The 17,530-nt window shown below is 39.1% G+C and carries 17 protein-coding genes; 1 reads left to right on the top strand and 16 read right to left on the bottom strand.

The features are described 5' to 3' along the window. Nucleotides 1-211 precede the first annotated feature (211 nt). Nucleotides 212-979: a DeoR/GlpR family DNA-binding transcription regulator gene (locus M1F55_RS07705; protein WP_084928540.1), complete on the top strand. Its 768-nt coding sequence runs from the start codon at nt 212-214 to the stop codon at nt 977-979. Between the two features lie 104 nt (nt 980-1,083). Here the strand turns inward: M1F55_RS07705 and M1F55_RS07710 are convergent, their stop codons facing one another. The 16 genes from M1F55_RS07710 to recN all read right to left on the bottom strand — a co-directional run bounded on the left by M1F55_RS07710 (nt 1,084) and on the right by recN (nt 17,524). Continuing rightward, nucleotides 1,084-1,341, bottom strand: a complete 258-nt coding sequence (locus M1F55_RS07710; protein ID WP_084928541.1) for a DUF3884 family protein — start codon at nt 1,339-1,341, stop codon at nt 1,084-1,086. Nucleotides 1,342-1,382: 41 nt separating this feature from the next. After that, nucleotides 1,383-2,789 carry a 6-phospho-beta-galactosidase gene (gene lacG / locus M1F55_RS07715; protein ID WP_247947612.1) on the bottom strand — a complete coding sequence of 469 codons (1,407 nt, stop codon included), beginning with the start codon at nt 2,787-2,789 and terminating at the stop codon, nt 1,383-1,385. 338 nt (nt 2,790-3,127) lie between these two features. After that, a complete protein-coding gene (locus tag M1F55_RS07720; protein WP_045611530.1) occupies nt 3,128-4,819 on the bottom strand; it encodes a lactose-specific PTS transporter subunit EIIC in 1,692 nt (563 codons plus the stop codon). After that, entirely contained in the window at nt 4,819-5,136 is a 318-nt protein-coding gene (locus M1F55_RS07725) for a PTS lactose/cellobiose transporter subunit IIA (RefSeq protein WP_001078320.1), read from the bottom strand. The genes M1F55_RS07720 and M1F55_RS07725 overlap by 1 nt, the downstream gene beginning before the upstream one ends. Nucleotides 5,137-5,171: 35 nt before the next feature. Continuing rightward, nucleotides 5,172-6,008, bottom strand: a complete 837-nt coding sequence (locus M1F55_RS07730) for a PRD domain-containing protein (RefSeq protein ID WP_004254529.1) — start codon at nt 6,006-6,008, stop codon at nt 5,172-5,174. 234 nt (nt 6,009-6,242) lie between these two features. Then, on the bottom strand, nt 6,243-7,223 hold the full coding sequence (lacD, locus tag M1F55_RS07735) for a tagatose-bisphosphate aldolase (RefSeq protein WP_001229114.1): 981 nt from the start codon (nt 7,221-7,223) through the stop codon (nt 6,243-6,245). 1 nt (nt 7,224) lies between these two features. Further along, on the bottom strand, nt 7,225-8,154 hold the full coding sequence (locus tag M1F55_RS07740; protein WP_023948153.1) for a tagatose-6-phosphate kinase: 930 nt from the start codon (nt 8,152-8,154) through the stop codon (nt 7,225-7,227). 10 nt (nt 8,155-8,164) lie between these two features. After that, entirely contained in the window at nt 8,165-8,680 is a 516-nt protein-coding gene (lacB, locus tag M1F55_RS07745; RefSeq protein ID WP_001216910.1) for a galactose-6-phosphate isomerase subunit LacB, read from the bottom strand. Between the two features lie 148 nt (nt 8,681-8,828). Next, nucleotides 8,829-9,254, bottom strand: coding sequence for a galactose-6-phosphate isomerase subunit LacA (lacA, locus tag M1F55_RS07750; RefSeq protein ID WP_000029277.1), 426 nt, complete (start codon nt 9,252-9,254; stop codon nt 8,829-8,831). 370 nt (nt 9,255-9,624) lie between these two features. Then, the gene (locus tag M1F55_RS07755; RefSeq protein ID WP_247947613.1) at nt 9,625-10,521 is read right to left on the bottom strand and encodes an aldose 1-epimerase family protein; all 897 of its coding nucleotides are present in this window, start codon (nt 10,519-10,521) and stop codon (nt 9,625-9,627) included. A 98-nt stretch (nt 10,522-10,619) separates the two neighbouring features. After that, nucleotides 10,620-12,095, bottom strand: coding sequence for a PTS galactitol transporter subunit IIC (locus tag M1F55_RS07760; RefSeq protein ID WP_247947614.1), 1,476 nt, complete (start codon nt 12,093-12,095; stop codon nt 10,620-10,622). Nucleotides 12,096-12,141: 46 nt separating this feature from the next. Then, entirely contained in the window at nt 12,142-12,447 is a 306-nt protein-coding gene (locus tag M1F55_RS07765; protein WP_000590547.1) for a PTS sugar transporter subunit IIB, read from the bottom strand. A gap of 38 nt (nt 12,448-12,485) precedes the next feature. Continuing rightward, on the bottom strand, nt 12,486-12,962 hold the full coding sequence (locus tag M1F55_RS07770; protein WP_000521974.1) for a PTS sugar transporter subunit IIA: 477 nt from the start codon (nt 12,960-12,962) through the stop codon (nt 12,486-12,488). 262 nt (nt 12,963-13,224) lie between these two features. Beyond that, a complete protein-coding gene (gene lepA / locus M1F55_RS07775; protein ID WP_001047209.1) occupies nt 13,225-15,048 on the bottom strand; it encodes a translation elongation factor 4 in 1,824 nt (607 codons plus the stop codon). Between the two features lie 78 nt (nt 15,049-15,126). Beyond that, nucleotides 15,127-15,855 carry a metallophosphoesterase family protein gene (locus M1F55_RS07780; protein WP_247947615.1) on the bottom strand — a complete coding sequence of 243 codons (729 nt, stop codon included), beginning with the start codon at nt 15,853-15,855 and terminating at the stop codon, nt 15,127-15,129. Between the two features lies 1 nt (nt 15,856). Further along, a complete protein-coding gene (gene recN / locus M1F55_RS07785) occupies nt 15,857-17,524 on the bottom strand; it encodes a DNA repair protein RecN (RefSeq protein ID WP_247947616.1) in 1,668 nt (555 codons plus the stop codon). Between the last annotated feature and the right edge of the window lie 6 nt (nt 17,525-17,530).

Here is a 17,530-nt window from a genome sequence, read left to right on the forward strand (position 1 = left end):
GTTGTTTCGTCGCTTTTCATTATAGGTCATATGGGACTTTTTTTCTACACAAAAATAGGCTCCATAATATTTATAGGGGATTTACCCACTACAAATATTATAGAGCCGTTTAAAACAACCATGATATTTTTGTTTTTGTTTTCTTTTGTTTTTTAAATTGATTGATTGAATACTTTATGATAAAATAGTAATAGAAATAGAGGTGATAACGATGTTAAAGCAAGAAAAACTAGATAATATTCTAGAAACGGTAAATACAAAGGGAACTATTACTGTAAAAGAAATCATGACTCGCTTGGATGTGTCAGATATGACTGCTAGACGCTACTTGCAAGAGTTGGCAGACAAGGATCTACTTGTTCGAGTACACGGGGGAGCTGAGAAAATTCGCACAGGTTCTATTTTAAATAATGAACGTTCCAATATTGAAAAACAAAGCTTACAAATCGCAGAAAAACACGAAATTAGCCGTTTTGCAGGCCATTTAATTGATGAGGGTGAAACTATTTTTATCGGCCCTGGTACGACCTTAGAATCTTTTGCCCGTGAACTTCCAATTGATAATATTCGTGTTGTAACAAACAGTTTACCAGTCTTTCTCATCTTAAACGAACGAAAACTAACAGATTTGATTTTAATCGGTGGAAACTACCGCTCTATCACTGGAGCCTTTGTGGGAACACTAACCTTGCAAAACTTAGCCAATCTTCAATTTTCTAAAGCTTTCGTTAGCTGTAATGGTATTCAGGACAATGCGATTGCGACCTTTAGTGAAGAGGAAGGTGAATCTCAACGCATCGCCCTCAATAATTCCAATAAAAAATACTTACTAGCTGACCATAGTAAGTTCAATAAATTTGATTTCTATGCCTTCTACAATATCTCTGATATTGATACCATCGTTTCAGACTCTAAACTGAGCAAAGAAACCTTCGAACAACTTTCAAAACAAACAAAAATTATTCTTTCTAAATCATAAAACTGAGGATTGATAAAATATAAAATGCGTCATATCAAGAAAATAAGAATCTTGATATGACGCATTTTTGGATGAAGATTTTTACAAAGATTTTCCTAGATTATTTATGATTGTTGAAACGGCATAAAATCTGAATCAAAGGAGATATTATCCCGTTCTTCAGGACTGATACAATTTAAAAAGATATTTTTAAATTCTTCTAGCTCATAGTCTGAATGGCAAATCCATTCTTTACCGGTAGAGACATACCATTTCCCAAGGTTTTTCAGCTCCTCATTAGTCAAACACGGTATTTGAGAACATTTATCAAAATTCATAATATAAACTTTTTCATAAATAGATTGGATAAAATCTTTGAACATCTTTTGCCTCACTATAATTCTATATCTAATTACTAATTCTACTAGTCTATAATCTGACTTTCTGCTACTTTCTTGTACCAGTGAGCTGATTTCTTAGGATAACGTTCTTGAGTTTCAAAGTCTACATAGAAGAGACCGTAACGTTTTTCATAACCGTTTGACCATGAGAAGACGTCCATCAATGACCAGATGAAGTATCCTTTGACGTTTGCACCATCAGCAATCGCATCAGATAAGACCTCTAAGTGTTGTTTGACATAATCAATACGGCCATCATCATAAACAGTGTTATCAACGAACTCATCTTTATACCCGAGACCATTTTCAGTGATGTAAATCTTCTTGTAGTTAGGATAATCTTTCTTCACACGCATGATTTGGTCATACAAACCTTGAGGGTAGATAATCCAATCCCAGTCTGTACGTGGTACATAATCAGGAGCTACACGACGACCAACACCTTTGATTTGGTATTTAGAGCTTCCTTTCTCACCCTTACCATTATGAATGATTTCTGTTTCGCCATCAAAGGCTTCCATCCAGTCACTCATATAGTAGTTGATGCCTAGAAAATCATTCAAGTCTTTTGCAGCTTCTAATGCTGTAAAATCTTCTTCACGAAGATCCAAGCTACCACCATTCACGGATAGGATATGGTTGACACCTTCTATCGTTTCAGCTGAATAGCGACCTAGATAAGTTGCATCCAAGATAAATTTATTGTGAATAATATCTTCCAACTCAGCTGCACGAACATCTGCTGGATTTTTAGGATCCAAAGGATACTTGGTTGGCAGTGCGTGAACAACACCAATTTCACCTTTATAACCTTTATCTTTATATAGCTTGACTGCACGCGCATGAGAAACCATCATATTGTGGTGCGATTGGAAAACGTTGGCAAGGTCGTACTGAATACCTGGAGGGAATTTTCCAACCAAGTATTGACCATCACCAATTGGCCCAATTTCATTAAAGGTTGTCCAATAGTTTACTTCTGGGAATTCTTCAAAACAGAAGGCAGCGTAGTCTACAAAGTGTTCAATATTTTCACGGTTTAAGAAGTCGCCATTTGAATGGAGAGCTTCTGGCGTGTCAAAGTGATGAAGAGTTACAAAAGGCTCAACATGACGTTTGTGACACTCTGCAAATAGATTATGATAAAATTCAACACCTTTAGCATTTACTTGGCCGTAACCAGTCGGGAAAATACGTGACCAAGCAATAGAAATTCGAATGCCATTGACACCATACTCTTCTGCCAACTTGAGGTCAACTGGGTATCGATTGTAAAAATCACTGGCTGGTTCTGCAGTGTACCAGTAGTTATCTTCAAGATATTTATCCCACGCTACTGGTCCTTTACCATCAGTATGTGTAGCACCTTCTGCTTGATAGGCAGCTGTTGCGCCACCGAAAATAAAGTCTTTTGGAAGTGTTTTTGTCATTTTTTCACCTATTTCTTGATTTAAAATAAAGTAAAAGTGAGAGGAGAGGAGTCAGTGAGCCATCCTTCTCCATCTCACTTCTTGTACCAAGTCACCGAATTGTGACATGAGAAGGTAAAAACGTTATCTTTTTACCGACGAATTAACAAGGCGATTAGGAAATTCGCTATAGCGATTTCCGTAACGATAGGAGACTATTTCAGAGTCCCTATTATTAATCGAATTGTGACATGAGGAGGTAAAAACGATATCTTTTTACCGACGAATTAATAAGGCGATTAGGAAATTCGCCATAGTGATTTCTGTAACGATAGGAGACTATTTCAGAGTCCCTATCGTTAATCGAATTGCGCTTGTACAAATGCTAGAGCACCTTTTCCATCACGAGTTAATTTGATGTATTGAGCGCCTTCTGTCTTGGCAAGTTTAATACCGAGCTTATCTGTTTCTGCTTTCATGTCTTCAAAGTTTGAAGCAACTTGAGGGGCAAGGATAACTAGATCAAACTCTGGTAACATTTCACGGTGAGCACCATAGCCACCTGCTGCTGCTTTCACAGGGACATTGTATTCTGCAGCTGCCTTATTCAAAGCATTAGCAAGAAGTCCACTTGTCCCTCCACCTGCACAGAGAACGAGGACATTTGTTTCTTCAGTGATTGTATTTTGAGCTGCATCGACACCCGCTTTTTCAAGAATAGCATCTGCTTTTGCAGTGTTGAAGTTTGCAGCAACTTTGTCTTTCAATTCATCATTAGATTTACCTGAACGCTCTTCTTCAAGAATTTGTTCATCATAGACTTTAAGGAATGGATAGTAAATAACTACGTCAACCACGATTAGAAGGGCAGCAAGAATGAATGATAGAACTTGGAAGTTCGTACCAAGAACTAGACCTAGTGGAGCTGGAGTTGTCCATGGTAGATTAGCAGTAAATGAATTCATTCCAAGAGTTTCAATGAAGAATTTAAAGATCCAAACGTTTGCGATTGGAGCAAAGATAAATGGAATGAAGAAGATTGGGTTTAATACAAGTGGTGCACCAAACAAGATTGGTTCATTTACACCAAAGAATGTTGGGACTACTGAAGCACGACCGATTGCACGGTTACGTTTTGATTTTGTTAACCACATGAACATGAATGGAACAACCAGTGTCGCACCAGTACCACCCATGGTAACGATAAACATTTGTGTACCAGAAGTAAGAATCTTGTCAGCGTGCATACCTTGTTGGAGAAGGTTCAAGTTGACTTCGGCATTGGCATAGGTAATTGCTGCGATAGCAGGTTCAACAATAGATGGACCATGGATACCAACAAACCAGAAGAATGCAAATGCACCAAAGATAATCGTAATACCTAGATAACCATCAGCAGCAGAGAATAATGGTGCAAAGAATTTACCGATTGATTCTGCTACGCTTGCACCAACAAAATGACGAGCTAGTAAATCAAGAGCATAAAGTGAAACAACTGAGAGAGTGAATGGAATCACATCTTTAAAGACTTGTGAGATATTTGGTGGAACTTCGTCAGGCATACGAATAGTGACGTTGTTCTTAACACAAACCTTATAGATGGCTACAGTAACAAAGGCAGCAAGGAAGGCTGAAAGCAAGCCTTTTGTTCCCAAGAATCCAGTAGCTAGACCATTTTCGATAGGATCAGCTGCTAACATCAACAAACCAACAATCGCTGCTAACAGTGTTGACATATAGTTGATTTGATTGGTTTTCTCCATGCTACGGTTTACTGAGTCAGTCAATGACTTAGCTGTTGTACCAGCTACCAAGAGAGCCAGAATACCCATAGAATAGCTATAAGGTTTCATCAGAAAGGCTACAACTTCATCAGACCATTTAAAGCCCCATGAGTTTGGTACAAAGGCAATCAAGATAAAAATACTTGAGAAGAGAATAACAGGCATACCTGCAATGAAACCATCACGAATGGCACGAAGGTAGATATTACGAGATAGTTTCTCAAAGAAAGGCTTTCCTTTCTCAATAAATGCAATTAATTTATTCATTACTTAACTCCTCTCTTGTAGAGTTCAATTAAATGGTGCATCAAATCTTTTAATAAGATAGTTGTCATCAAGTGGTCTTGGCCATGCATCATGGTTACACTATAGGCTAAGTCCTCACCTGAAGCTTCCTTAGCCAATAGACTTGTTTGCGCGTGGTGAGCCTCTGCAATGCAAGAACCAGCTTCCTCGACTAAGCTATCTGCTTTCGCAAAATCGCCAGCTTCAGCAGCTTTCAAGGCTTCCAATAGTTTTGAACGAGCATCGCCAGCATAGGCTACGATTTCAAAACCTAACAATGTTACTTCTTCTCTATTCATGATAGAATTCTCCTTAGGTATTTTTAATTAAATTTTTATGACAATAAACGTTGGATATGTAGAACTAGATAAACTCGTTCACTTTTATACAAATCAAGACCCGTATGTTGCGTAATCACATCATAGATCTTGGAACCAATCTCGAACGCTTTTGGATAGGATTGTTTAATATGATCTTCCATATCCAGAAGTGATTGGTTATCATCTCTAGATCTGTCTAAATAATCCAAGAAATAATTCAAATGTATCATAAAACGATCATAGAAATGATTATTCTCTTTGGTTCGTTGAATTGCATAGTCCGTTAAAACTTCTTCAACATTCCTGAGAATTTCTTTCCTCTTATCAATCGACTCCACAAGTTCCACTTCATTTTCACCTTCGGCATTAATGAAATGATAAGCAATCCGAATAATTTCGTCCTCAGGAAAATGATCTGCTAGCTTCTGACGATAAATTTCAAAAGCTTCATTTGCGATTTGAAAAGCGACAGGATACTTAGTGGAAATATCTGGTAGATTACTATCCTTGTACCTTCCTTGTGCTAGAGCTTGGTAAGAACAGTAAATATGATCTGTCAAGGTTACGTAGAGATACTCTTGAATTGGATAATGATATTTCTTTGATAGCTTATCAATGATTTCATAGGTCACTGTGATAAAATCAAGCGGAACATCTTTGAGGAGAGCCATAAAGTTTTCTCTTGACTCTTCTGTCTTCATCCGAAAGATTTTCTCAATATGCTGTTCAGTAATCAAATCTCCCTTCCTCTTTCCAAATGTAATCCCCTTACCAATCACAATCACTTCTTCTCCTTTATCATTTCTGACAAGCGAGACATTGTGATTCATTGGATTTAGAATTCGATACATGTCAACCTCCTTTTATATCTTAAAGGTATATGAGTACAAAAAATGACCACAAATGAACTAGAAAATCAGCCGATTTCTAATTCACCTGTGATCATGCCTAATATTACTTAGTAACACTCACCTTGTATTAACTTGTGATTTAAGTATAGCACAAGTAAGTTATTTTGTAAACCTTTACATAAAACTTTTTTTAAAATTTTTTTAGATTCATGTTCCTAACCTAGGAGGACTTGCTTACACGCGTTCTTTCCATGAAGTCGCTGTTGTTTGAAGAACTTTATTGAGCTCATCAATGTTTTCAAAACCAGTTGTGCGAAGCCATTCGCGAGCTGCTGCTTCACCATCTTTGATGTATGCTTCAACTGATCCAGCCCATGTAGCACGGCCACAAAGAACTCCGTTAAAGTTTGCACCTGATTCATGAGCAAATACAAGAGTATCTTGGAAAAGTTTAGCTGATACACCAGCACTCAAGTAGATGTAAGGCAAGTTAGTTGCTTCATCTTGAGCTTTGAAGAAGGCTGCTGCTTCTTCACGTGTATAAACTACTTCACCTTCAGCGAAGCCTTCAACATATTTAATGTTAACAGGAACTTCTACTTTCAAGACATCAATGTTAAAGCGTGGGTCTGAGAAGACTTTCATAGCGCCGATAACTTTGTGTGGTTTTACTTTAGCGTATTCTACAGAACCTGCGTCAGCAATTTTTTCATCGTAAGCAAGGATTTCAAGGAAGAATGGGATATCTTCAGCCACACATTCAGAACCGATACGTTCGATGTAAGCTTGTTTTTCTTGGTTGAGTTCGTCTGAGCTATCTACATCATAGTAAAGCAAGAATTTAACTGCATCTGCACCTTCTTCTTTAATACGTTTTGCAGACCAAACATCCAAGCAGTCTGGCAAGCGTTTTGTGCTTGTTGTGTCATAACCTGTTTTTTCATAAGCAAGGAGAAGACCAGCTTTTTCATCAAGAGCTTTAGTTGCTGGAAGTCCATATTCAGGATCAAGAAGCATAGATGAAGCGTATTTAGTCAATTCATCTGCTACCAAAACTTTAAGTTCTTCCATTTGAGCCACTGTCGGTTCTTCTGTTTGGTGTTGAGCCATGAGGCGTTTCAACGCACCACGTTGGTCAAATGCAAGAGCTGAGATGATACCATTTTCATCAGAAAGTTTTTCTAAGCGTGCACGTTTTTGTTCTGTTAAAGCCATTTTATACCTCTTTTACTATTAATTGATCATATAGAGCTTGATAGTTGGCCATGTTGACATGACCAGTCATTTTTTCTTGAGCATTGAGCATACCAAGGACATTTGCCTTGATGAGTAATTCTGCATCCGATTCTTTGTGAAGAAGTCCTGAAGAAATTCCTGCCACAGTAGAGTCTCCAGATCCAACAGGATTTACTACCTGAATTCTAGGAATATCTACCTTGTAGAAAGTGTCACCATGTTTGGCAAAGGCACCGTTGGCACCAAGTGAAACGATAATCCATTCAATACCTGCAAACAAAGGTTCTTGAAGTACTTCTTTTAATTCATCCAAATCCTCAGAAACTTCTCTTCCAAGAAGCTGAGATAATTCCTCATTATTTGGTTTGATGACTGTTGGTTTATGTGGTGATTCAAGAACCTCCTGAAGTGCTGCACCAGAGCAGTCCAAGACAACAGGCTTGCCAGCTTGATTAGCAAGTTCTACCAAGCTCGCATAGTAATCAACTGGAAGACCAGCTGGCAGACTACCTGAGATGGCTACTACTTCAACTGAGTCCAAGAGTTTTTTGAAATGATCCAAAAAGTCTTGACCTTCTTTTTCAAGAACTTCAGGTCCTTTTTCAAGAACTTCTGTTTGATTATCTCCATGAAGAATAGCGATACAGTTACGAGTTTCTCCCTGAATTGAGAAGAAATCTTTCTTTACTTGATCATCGATATTTTCAACCAAAAACTCACCAAGTTTGCCACCCACTAAACCAGTAGCAAGAACAGAATCCCCAAATTCTGAAAGTACTCGGGTAACATTGAGTCCCTTACCACCAGCCGTTTTGGTTACATCCACCACACGATTGACAGTATCAATCTTCAACTCATCCAAGGGATAGGAAATATCAATGGATGGGTTCATTGTGACTGTTAAAATCATATGTCACCTCTTAGTCGTGGTATTCTCCGCGATCCCATTTTTCAAGGAATTCAGTGAAGAAGTTTGCGTCTGTTTGTTGAGCATTGTGACTTTCAAGGTGTTCAATTTTCGCAATCAATTTTTTGTTTTCTTCAGATGGTTTGTATTCAGCATGGATGAAAGCTTCAATGATATCACACATGAGCAATTCTCCAGTAATCTTACCACCAAAACCGATAACATTGGCATTCAATTGTTCTTTAGCATAAAGGGCTGTTGTCATATCACGAACCAAGGCAGAACGGACACCTGGAACTTTATTTACAGCGTTGTTGATACCAACACCAGTACCACAGATACATACTCCAAGATCAGCTTGACCACTAGTTACAGCTTCCCCTACTTTTTTACCAAAGATTGGGTAGTGAGTACGTGTATGGTCATAAGTACCAAAGTCAATGACTTCATATCCTTTTGATTTCAAAAATTCTGAAACCGCCATTTTTTCATCTGTTACGATGTGATCACATCCAATTGCAATTCTCATTAGTTATTCCCTCCGATTAATTATATAAATCTAATATCATTTATCCTTACTCAAGAAAAATCAAGATTAGCTTAGGAAGCGAGCTGCGAGCATAACTGAGGTTAGCTAAAGTGAGCTGACGACAGATTATCTTGATTTTTGAAGCGTATTAGCACATTTTGTTCAACATATCGACCCTGATTTGGTGACGTCCACCATCGTATTTACCGTTAACAAATCCTTTAGCGATGTTTTTAGCCAATTCATCACCAACAAGTTGTGCACCCATAGTGATCATACGTGAGTTGTTGTGACCACGAGTCATATAAGCTGAACGTTCGTCAGATACTTCTGCAGCAACCATTCCTTTGATCTTAGTTGCGACCATAAATGGACCAGCTCCATAAGCATCAATCACGATACCAAGGTTTTGTTCTTCTTTGTTTACTTCTGCAGCAACAGCAAGAGTCACATCAACAAAGTCTTGACCTTCAGCTGTAACATCCACAACGTGGAAGTTTTCTTTTTCCAAGAAGTCTTTCACAACTTCTTTCAATCTCAAACCTGCAGCATCTGCACCGATAACAATAGACATATTGTATACTCCTTTTATTTTTCTAGGCTAATAAAACCTTTTATAGTTAGCAGTTTATACTCTTCGAAAATCAAATTCAAACCGCGTCAACGTCGCCTTGCCGTACTCAAGTACAGCCTGCGGCTAGTTTCCTAGTTTGCTCTTTAATTTTCATTGAGTATTACCTACAAAAAGCTTTCTAGCAGTTTATTGACAAATTGGATTGAATGAGATGAATGACACCTTATTCAAGTTTAGGAAACCAGCTTCCTAGAAATAATCTTTCTCTACGAAAGAAAATATAACAAGTGATTATTTGTTTGTTACAAACATAATATACTCCTATTTCTGGAAAAAGTCAACAGTTAGTGTTTGTTTTTGTGTTTTTTAACTAAAAAATTTCGATATCAAAACCAATTTGATCTACTTGACCAGGTTCTAGGAGACGAACATTCTTCTTATCTTCTAGATGATCTCCTTCTTCAAGGGATGTTGACAAGCCAGACCATGGTTCAAAAGCAATGAAAGGACCTTTATTCAAAGTTGACCAGATAATAAGATTTGAGAACTCTGCAAAGTGCACTTTCAATCCCTTATCATGTTTACGAGAACGAAGCGCAATTGTTCTAGATTGCAAGTCATCTAAGGTGACTGCATCCGTGCTGAAAAGATCATAACTAAGATCTATTTCTTTCTGCCCCTCTAGCCATGGACTTCTATCTTGAAAATCCAGCATACCCGTTTCTGGAAAAGGACGTGGAACAGAGCAAGTCTCTTCTTTTTCAAACTCTAAATAGTAATTTTCATAGACTTCATCATCCAGTAGAGGACAATTAAATCCTGGATGGCCACCAATAAAGTAAGGCAGGACCTTGCTAGTTTCTTTATTAAATATTTTGTATTGAGTCCGTACTGTCTTTCCAGTAAGGATATAAGTGATTTCTAGGCGGAAATGATAAGGGTAGTTCTGATAGCTATTCTCATCGTCTTCAATTGCAAAAGTTACACTATTATCTGTCTGTTCAACTAATTCAAATTCTTTCTTGCGAACCAAACCATGACGAGGAATCTTTCCTTTACTTTCTTGTCCATTATCATCTATATAAAGTGCTATATCCTCTCTCAATGAACCACAAATAGGAAAGAGAACAGGAGCTTGTCCACTCCAATAAGTAGCATCTCCTTGCCATAAATACTCAAGTCCCTCAGCATCTTTTATAGAAGAAAGAGCCCCACCAAAACTGTTAAATTGAACTCTTAATTGTTCTGATTTTAATTCAATTACCATTATTTTCTCCGATTTCTTAATAGTTTATAAAAAACTAGGCTGTCACTCCTAATGGTATGACAACCTAGTTTCAACAATTTACATTTTATAGGAGCGCATTATTTTGCTTTTGCTGCGTACTCTTCGTTACGTTTGATCATTTGTTTTCTGTACCATGCAAAGATACCGATATAGAATACAAGGAAGACTACAGCACCAAGGATTGCTTTGATATCACCAGTTGTAGTGTTACCAATTGTCCAACCAAGAAGTTTTTCGATTGGTCCTTCAAGAGTTGAGTGAGTAATCAATTGAGTTTCACTCACACCTGCTGGGAAGGCACCTACACCTTTAGCAAGTTCTGTTGCAAATGGTGCGATAAGTGTACCTGAAAGAAGGAAGAGTGGCAACAAGAGTGTTCCGAAGATAATCATACGGAGCAATTTACCACGTGTTACAACCAAGAGAGCTGGAGTAACACCCATAGCGATGATACCTGCAAGTGGCAAGATACCATTTCCAACTTTTGAAAGAAGCACAGCTTCAATCAACATGATTGGTGCAAGTACGTTGGCACAAGCCCAGATTTCAGCACGACCAGCGATGAAAGGCCAGTCAAGACCGATGTTAAATTTACGTCCTTGAAGACGTTTAGTAGCAACGTTTGTAATACCTTGTGAAAGTGGTTCTACGGCAGCGATGAACCATGAACCGATAAGTGAGAAGAGTTCCAAAGATACACCGGCTGTCAAACCAAGAGACAACCATCCTTTGATAACAAGACGCCATTTATCTGCATCTGCAACACCTTCAATTGGATGTGGAGTTCCCATAATACCGATAACAATACCAAGAATGAAACCGATGAAGAATTTAGAACCCCAGAAACCGATTTTTTTGTTCAATTTAGCAGCATCAAAGTCATATTTATCAAGACCTGGGAAGAATTTTTCAAAAATCTTATCCAAAACCATGATAACTGGGTTCATCATGTAGTTCATGTGAGTTGATGTCATTGGTGATGAACTTGGAGCGTTAAGAAGGTCATCAAATGTAGGTTTCATCAAGTCAGAGTTGATAATTTTCAACACACCAACAAGGACGATAGCTGCTGTAGCAATAAAGAGTGAAACCCCTTGGCTCACACCGTTGTTGTCTGCATACCATTTAATCAAAAGACCTGTGATAGACAAGTGCCAGATATCGAAGATATCGACGTCAAGTGTATCAGTTTTCTTCATAGCAAGCATTACTACGTTGACAATCAACATGATAAGCAAGAAGTAAAGTGTCCAAGCAGATCCCCAAGTGATTGTTGCAAGTGGTGCCCAACCAACGTCAGTGATACTCAATTGGATACCAGTATTTTCAACGAATTTTGCAAGTGATGCTGAGAAAGCACCATTTAGCATACCGATGATAGCTCCGATACCAGTAAGAGCGATGGCAAGTTTGATACCACCTTCAAGCGCTTTGGAGAATTTCACTCCAAAAAGTAAAGCCAATACTGTCAAAATGATTAACATGATGACAGGTCCACCCATATCTAAGATAGGTGTGAAAAATTCTTTGATTAGGCCAAAGATTGCATCCATAACAGTTCCTCCCTTTTTATGTTATATGAATGTTAACAAATTAAAATTAGCTTAATCCGTGTTCTTTGATAGCTGCTTCAATATTGTCAAATACTGGAGCACTCATTGCTGGGATACGGAATAAGATTGGTCCAGCTTCAATAACTGGAATACCTGGGTCAAAACCAAGATCTGTAGCAGCAATTGGTGTGAAGATGTCATAACCTTTGATAAGGTCTTCATTAACGTCTTTGACCATGACTGCATCACAGTGAACATCAAAACCGCGGTTTGAAAGTTCTTCTTCAAGAGCACTTTTAATTTGGTGGCTTGAGTTAACACCTGCACCGCAGGCAGCAAGAATTTTAATCATATGGATTTCCTCCGATTTAATATTTTTAATAGACAAGATTAAGCAATTGCTTCAGCAATATAAGCATAGAGGGCTTCTGGTTCAGAAATTTTTGATAGGTCTTCAAGATGACCATTTCCAGTAAAGAAGTCCATCAACTGAGCAAGAATGTTCGTTTGACTTGAACTTGAGTTATTAATGATAAAGAAGAGCAAGGATACCTCTACTTCCTTATCTGGTGCAATCATATTGTGGAAGGTCACTGGTTTTTCTAATCGAACGACCACAACTTTTTCAGCTAGATTATGAACAATATCTGTATGAGGAATAGCCACATTCGGCAAATCCTTACCCAAAAATTCCATATCTAGGCCAGTTGGAAATGACTTTTCACGCGTGATCAAGGCTTCACGATAAGTTGGAGTTACGATTTCTCGTTCTTCCAATAAAGTTGCAACCTGATCAAAGAGATGTTCTTGATTATCCGCTTCTAAGCAAAACACAAGGTTTTTGTCAAAGAAATGATCTAATCCCATAAGGTTTTCCCTTCTTTCCATTAACTTTATGCTATAAGTATAACACTATATGAAATCGTTGTCAATAATTTTTTGTTGTTTTTTGTCCTTTTTTCGATTATTTTGTTTATTTTTATATTTACAACCAAAAACAAACATTTAAAACAAACACTTTAAACGATTTAATCCTATTATAAATGCAAAAAAACAGGCCTATTTAAGCCTGTTTTACTATTGATTCTTATGTAAGTTTCCTGTGAACAAGAAAAACAATTATGATAACTTATTCTTCATCCATGCTCAAGACGCTAAGGAAGGCTTCTTGTGGAACTTCTACTGATCCGATAGCTTTCATGCGTTTCTTACCAGCTTTTTGTTTTTCAAGCAGTTTACGCTTACGAGAAACGTCACCACCATAACATTTAGCAAGTACGTTCTTACGAAGGGCCTTGATATCAGTACGAGCGACAATCTTCTGTCCAATAGCTGCTTGAATTGGCACCTCAAATTGTTGGCGAGGGATGATTTTCTTAAGCTTATCAACGATGAGTTTTCCGCGTTCGTAGGCAAAGTCCTTGTGAACGATAAAGCTAAGGGCATCCACCTTGTCTCCATTGAGAAGGATGTCCATTTTGACCAGCTTAGAGGGGCGATACTCTGACAATTCGTAGTCAAAGCTTGCATAACCACGTGTTGAAGACTTAAGCTTATCAAAGAAATCAAAGACGATTTCAGCCAGTGGAATTTGATAGATAACATTGACACGGTTATCATCAATATAGTCCATAGTCACAAAGTCACCACGCTTGCGCTGAGCTAGCTCCATTACAGCTCCTACGAACTCCTGTGGTACCATGATTTGCGCCTTAACATAAGGCTCTTCAATGGTCGCAATCTTGGTAGGATCTGGGAACTCAGATGGGTTAGATACATCCATAGACTCACCGTCGGTCAAGTTAACCTTATAGATAACAGATGGAGCTGTCATGATGAGGTCAATGTTGAACTCACGTTCCAAACGCTCTTGGATAACATCCATATGGAGAAGTCCAAGGAAACCACAACGGAAACCAAATCCAAGTGCCTGAGATGTTTCTGGTTCAAACTGCAGACTAGCATCATTCAGTTGCAATTTTTCAAGCGCTTCACGTAGGTCATTGTACTTGTTTGACTCGATAGGATATAGACCCGCAAAGACCATAGGATTCATTTGTTTGTAACCATGTAATGGCTCAGCCGCAGGATTGGTTGCCAAGGTAACGGTATCACCCACACGAGTGTCCTGAACTGTCTTGATAGATGCAGCGATATATCCAACGTCACCAGTAGCAAGGAAATCACGACCAACTGCCTTGGGTGTAAAGATACCGACTTCCGTAACATCAAAAGTCTTGCCATTGCTCATAAGCTGAATCTTATCGCCAGGTTTGACCACCCCATCCATGACACGAACTTGGAGGATAACCCCACGGTAAGCATCGTAAACAGAATCGAAAATCAAGGCCTTAAGTGGTGCCGTCACATCACCTGTTGGTGCTGGTACTTTTTCTACGATTTGCTCGAGGATTTCTTCAATCCCAATACCAGCCTTGGCAGAAGCCAAAACTGCTTCACTGGCATCCAAACCAATGACATCTTCAATCTCTGTACGCACGCGCTCAGGATCTGCAGCAGGTAGGTCAATTTTGTTAATGACTGGCATGATTTCCAAATCATTGTCCAAGGCTAGATAAACGTTGGCAAGGGTTTGAGCCTCAATACCTTGAGCGGCATCGACCACCAAAATAGCACCCTCACAGGCAGCGAGCGAACGTGAAACTTCATAAGTGAAGTCTACGTGCCCCGGCGTGTCAATCAAGTGGAAAATATAAGTTTCGCCATCTTTTGCAGTATAATTCAGCTCAATGGCATTTAACTTAATGGTAATCCCACGTTCTCGCTCTAGATCCATGCTGTCCAAAAGTTGAGCTTGCATTTCACGGCTTGAAACCGTCTCTGTTTTTTCCAAAATGCGGTCTGCTAGAGTCGACTTTCCGTGGTCAATATGGGCGATAATAGAGAAGTTACGGATCTTCTCCTGTCGTTTTTTCAATTCTTCTAAGTTCATGATTCTCTTCCTTTCAGGGTATCTATTTATTATAAATTGTTTTTGACATTTTGACAAGACCATACCCTGCTAGGAGTACTAATCTTCAGCAACAAAGCCGTCATTTTCGATAAAGTGGTGTTCTGTCATTCCTTGGTCTGTAAAGACAATCCCATGAAGGACACCACCATAGACAGCTCCTCCGTCCATTCCAATCTTGCCATCTTCTGTAGTCCAAAGCTCAGCAGTACCACGCTCTTGCTTTAACAAACCATAGACTGGTGTGTGACCAAAGACAATGCTTTTCCCAGTATGATTTTCTGCTTCGTGGAATGGTTTTCTGAGCCAGACTTTTTTATAATCTGTGGTTTCATGCCAGTCGTCTAAGGTCAAATCAATACCTGCGTGCACAAAAATATACTTGTCTGTCTCTACCACAAAAGGCATTTGACGAATGAATTCGACCAAGTCTGCCGCTTCAGTAGCAACACGCTTGGCATCCTCAACTCCATCAACCGGTGCATCCAAAGGACGACCTAGGATAGAGTTAATGGTTGTATCTCCACCATTGCGACGATAGTGATCATAGCTTTCTTCTGGATCATCTAGCCATGTCAAAAACATATACTCATGATTTCCTGACAAACAGATAGCCCCTTGATTATCCACTAAGTCCTTAACCATCTCTAGAACACGGCGACTATCTTCACCACGGTCAATCAAATCCCCTAGAAAGAGTAACTGGGTCTGACCATCCCATGTTTTGAGAAGGTCTTCCAGCATCCCAGCTTTTCCGTGAACATCTCCAATTACATAATAGTCTGTCATCTTATTTCTCCCTGTTTCTCAACAATTCTCTGGCTTGCGTCAGGGCTGCTTCCGTCACATCATCACCTGCCAACATCTTAGCAACTTCTTCCACTCGCTCTTCAACCGTCAAGAGACGAACAGTCGAAACCGTTGAATGCTCATTGCTAATCTTCTCAATAAAGAATTGATAATCCGCAATCGCAATCACTTGTGGCAAATGGGAAATAGCCAGAACCTGACCATGCTGACCAATTTTATGAATTTTCTGTGCAATAGCCTGAGCTACACGACCTGAAACTCCCGTATCCACCTCATCAAAGACAATGCTGGTCTTGCCTTCTTTACGTGAAAAGGCAGACTTAATGGCTAGCATGAGACGAGATAATTCCCCACCAGATGCAACCTTAACCAAGGGTTTAAAATCTTCGCCAGGGTTGGTTGAAATATAAAACTCAACCATTTCATTTCCCTCACGACTGAATTTGCCCTTGCTAAAACGAACCTGAAACTGAGCTTTTTCCATATAGAGGTCTTGCAGTTCTTGTTTAATCTCTGCTTCTAGCTGCTGAGCCAAGTCATGACGAGCAGAGGCAAGCTGACCTGCCAAATCAATAAGATTGACTTCCAATTTTTTAAGCTCTGCTTCCATGTCCTCAGACGAAAGGTTATTGCCTGTCAAGAGATTGTATTCTTCTGTAATCTTAGCAAAATAAAGCAAGACATCGTCTACAGTCCCACCATACTTACGGGTAATGGTATGAAGGAGGTCCAAGCGATTCTCGACCTGCATGAGGCGATTGCCATCAAAATCAAGGTCCTCAATGATTGCTTCCAAACGTTTGCTAATGTCTTCTAAGACATAGTAGGTCTCAGACAGTGAGCTTGAAATTTCACGGTATTCAGGGTCATACTCTTCGACACTTTCCATATCATTCATGGCTGAACGAACATTGGCCAGACTTGAAAAGTCTTCATTGTCCAACATACTATAGGCATTAGTCAGTGTATCCGCAATATTTTTATGATTGAGAAGTTTATCACGCTCTTGATTGAGAGCCAGATCTTCTCCAGCCTGCAAGTTTGCTGCCTCAATCTCTGCCATTTGAAATTCCAACATTTCAATACGTGCCTTGTGTTCCTGTTGGTTTTTCTTGACTTCCAGAACCTGCTTACGCATTTTTCGATAGGCATCAAAACTCGTTTGATAGGTTTCTTTCAAGGCCCAAAAGCCTGTATCACCAAATTCATCCAACATTTGAATATGCAGTTGGGGACGCATTAACTCCTCTTGGTCATGCTGACCATGAATATCTACCAGATGTTGCCCAATAGCGCGCAAAACAGACAGATTAACCATCTGACCATTGACACGGCTGATACTACGACCATTTTGCAGAATTTCCCGACGGATGATAATCTCATCCCCCATTTCCAAACCTTGCTCATCAAAAATTTCCTGTAAAAGGCGACTATTCTCAACTGAGAAAAGCCCCTCAATCTCTGCCTTTGGCGCACCATGACGAATAACATCTGTCGTAGCACGAGCTCCCAACATCATATTCATGGCATCAATGATAATCGACTTCCCTGCACCCGTTTCACCAGTCAGGACAGTCATTCCCTTTTCAAAATTGAGGGAAATAGCCTCAATAATGGCAAAGTTTTTTATCGAAATTTCAAGTAACATATAGAC

This window comes from Streptococcus mitis, from assembly GCF_023109235.1.
In the GTDB taxonomy this organism is placed as follows: domain Bacteria; phylum Bacillota; class Bacilli; order Lactobacillales; family Streptococcaceae; genus Streptococcus; species Streptococcus mitis_DA.

Excerpts from the sequence above, each read along its gene's own strand:
- lacB (WP_001216910.1), bottom strand. The coding sequence starts at position 8,680 with ATGAGAATTGCAATTGGATGTGATCACATCGTAACAGATGAAAAAATG.
- M1F55_RS07770 (WP_000521974.1), bottom strand. The coding sequence starts at position 12,962 with ATGGGATTAGATCATTTCTTTGACAAAAACCTTGTGTTTTGCTTAGAA.
- M1F55_RS07765 (WP_000590547.1), bottom strand. The coding sequence starts at position 12,447 with ATGATTAAAATTCTTGCTGCCTGCGGTGCAGGTGTTAACTCAAGCCAC.
- lacD (WP_001229114.1), bottom strand. The coding sequence starts at position 7,223 with ATGGCTTTAACAGAACAAAAACGTGCACGCTTAGAAAAACTTTCTGAT.
- lacG (WP_247947612.1), bottom strand. The coding sequence starts at position 2,789 with ATGACAAAAACACTTCCAAAAGACTTTATTTTCGGTGGCGCAACAGCT.
- M1F55_RS07705 (WP_084928540.1), top strand. The coding sequence starts at position 212 with ATGTTAAAGCAAGAAAAACTAGATAATATTCTAGAAACGGTAAATACA.
- M1F55_RS07720 (WP_045611530.1), bottom strand. The coding sequence starts at position 4,819 with ATGAATAAATTAATTGCATTTATTGAGAAAGGAAAGCCTTTCTTTGAG.
- M1F55_RS07740 (WP_023948153.1), bottom strand. The coding sequence starts at position 8,154 with ATGATTTTAACAGTCACAATGAACCCATCCATTGATATTTCCTATCCC.
- lacA (WP_000029277.1), bottom strand. The coding sequence starts at position 9,254 with ATGTCTATTGTTATCGGTGCAGATGCTGCAGGTTTGAGATTGAAAGAA.
- M1F55_RS07760 (WP_247947614.1), bottom strand. The coding sequence starts at position 12,095 with ATGGATGCAATCTTTGGCCTAATCAAAGAATTTTTCACACCTATCTTA.
- M1F55_RS07725 (WP_001078320.1), bottom strand. The coding sequence starts at position 5,136 with ATGAATAGAGAAGAAGTAACATTGTTAGGTTTTGAAATCGTAGCCTAT.
- lepA (WP_001047209.1), bottom strand. The coding sequence starts at position 15,048 with ATGAACTTAGAAGAATTGAAAAAACGACAGGAGAAGATCCGTAACTTC.
- M1F55_RS07780 (WP_247947615.1), bottom strand. The coding sequence starts at position 15,855 with ATGACAGACTATTATGTAATTGGAGATGTTCACGGAAAAGCTGGGATG.
- recN (WP_247947616.1), bottom strand. The coding sequence starts at position 17,524 with ATGTTACTTGAAATTTCGATAAAAAACTTTGCCATTATTGAGGCTATT.
- M1F55_RS07730 (WP_004254529.1), bottom strand. The coding sequence starts at position 6,008 with ATGTATCGAATTCTAAATCCAATGAATCACAATGTCTCGCTTGTCAGA.
- M1F55_RS07755 (WP_247947613.1), bottom strand. The coding sequence starts at position 10,521 with ATGGTAATTGAATTAAAATCAGAACAATTAAGAGTTCAATTTAACAGT.
- M1F55_RS07710 (WP_084928541.1), bottom strand. The coding sequence starts at position 1,341 with ATGTTCAAAGATTTTATCCAATCTATTTATGAAAAAGTTTATATTATG.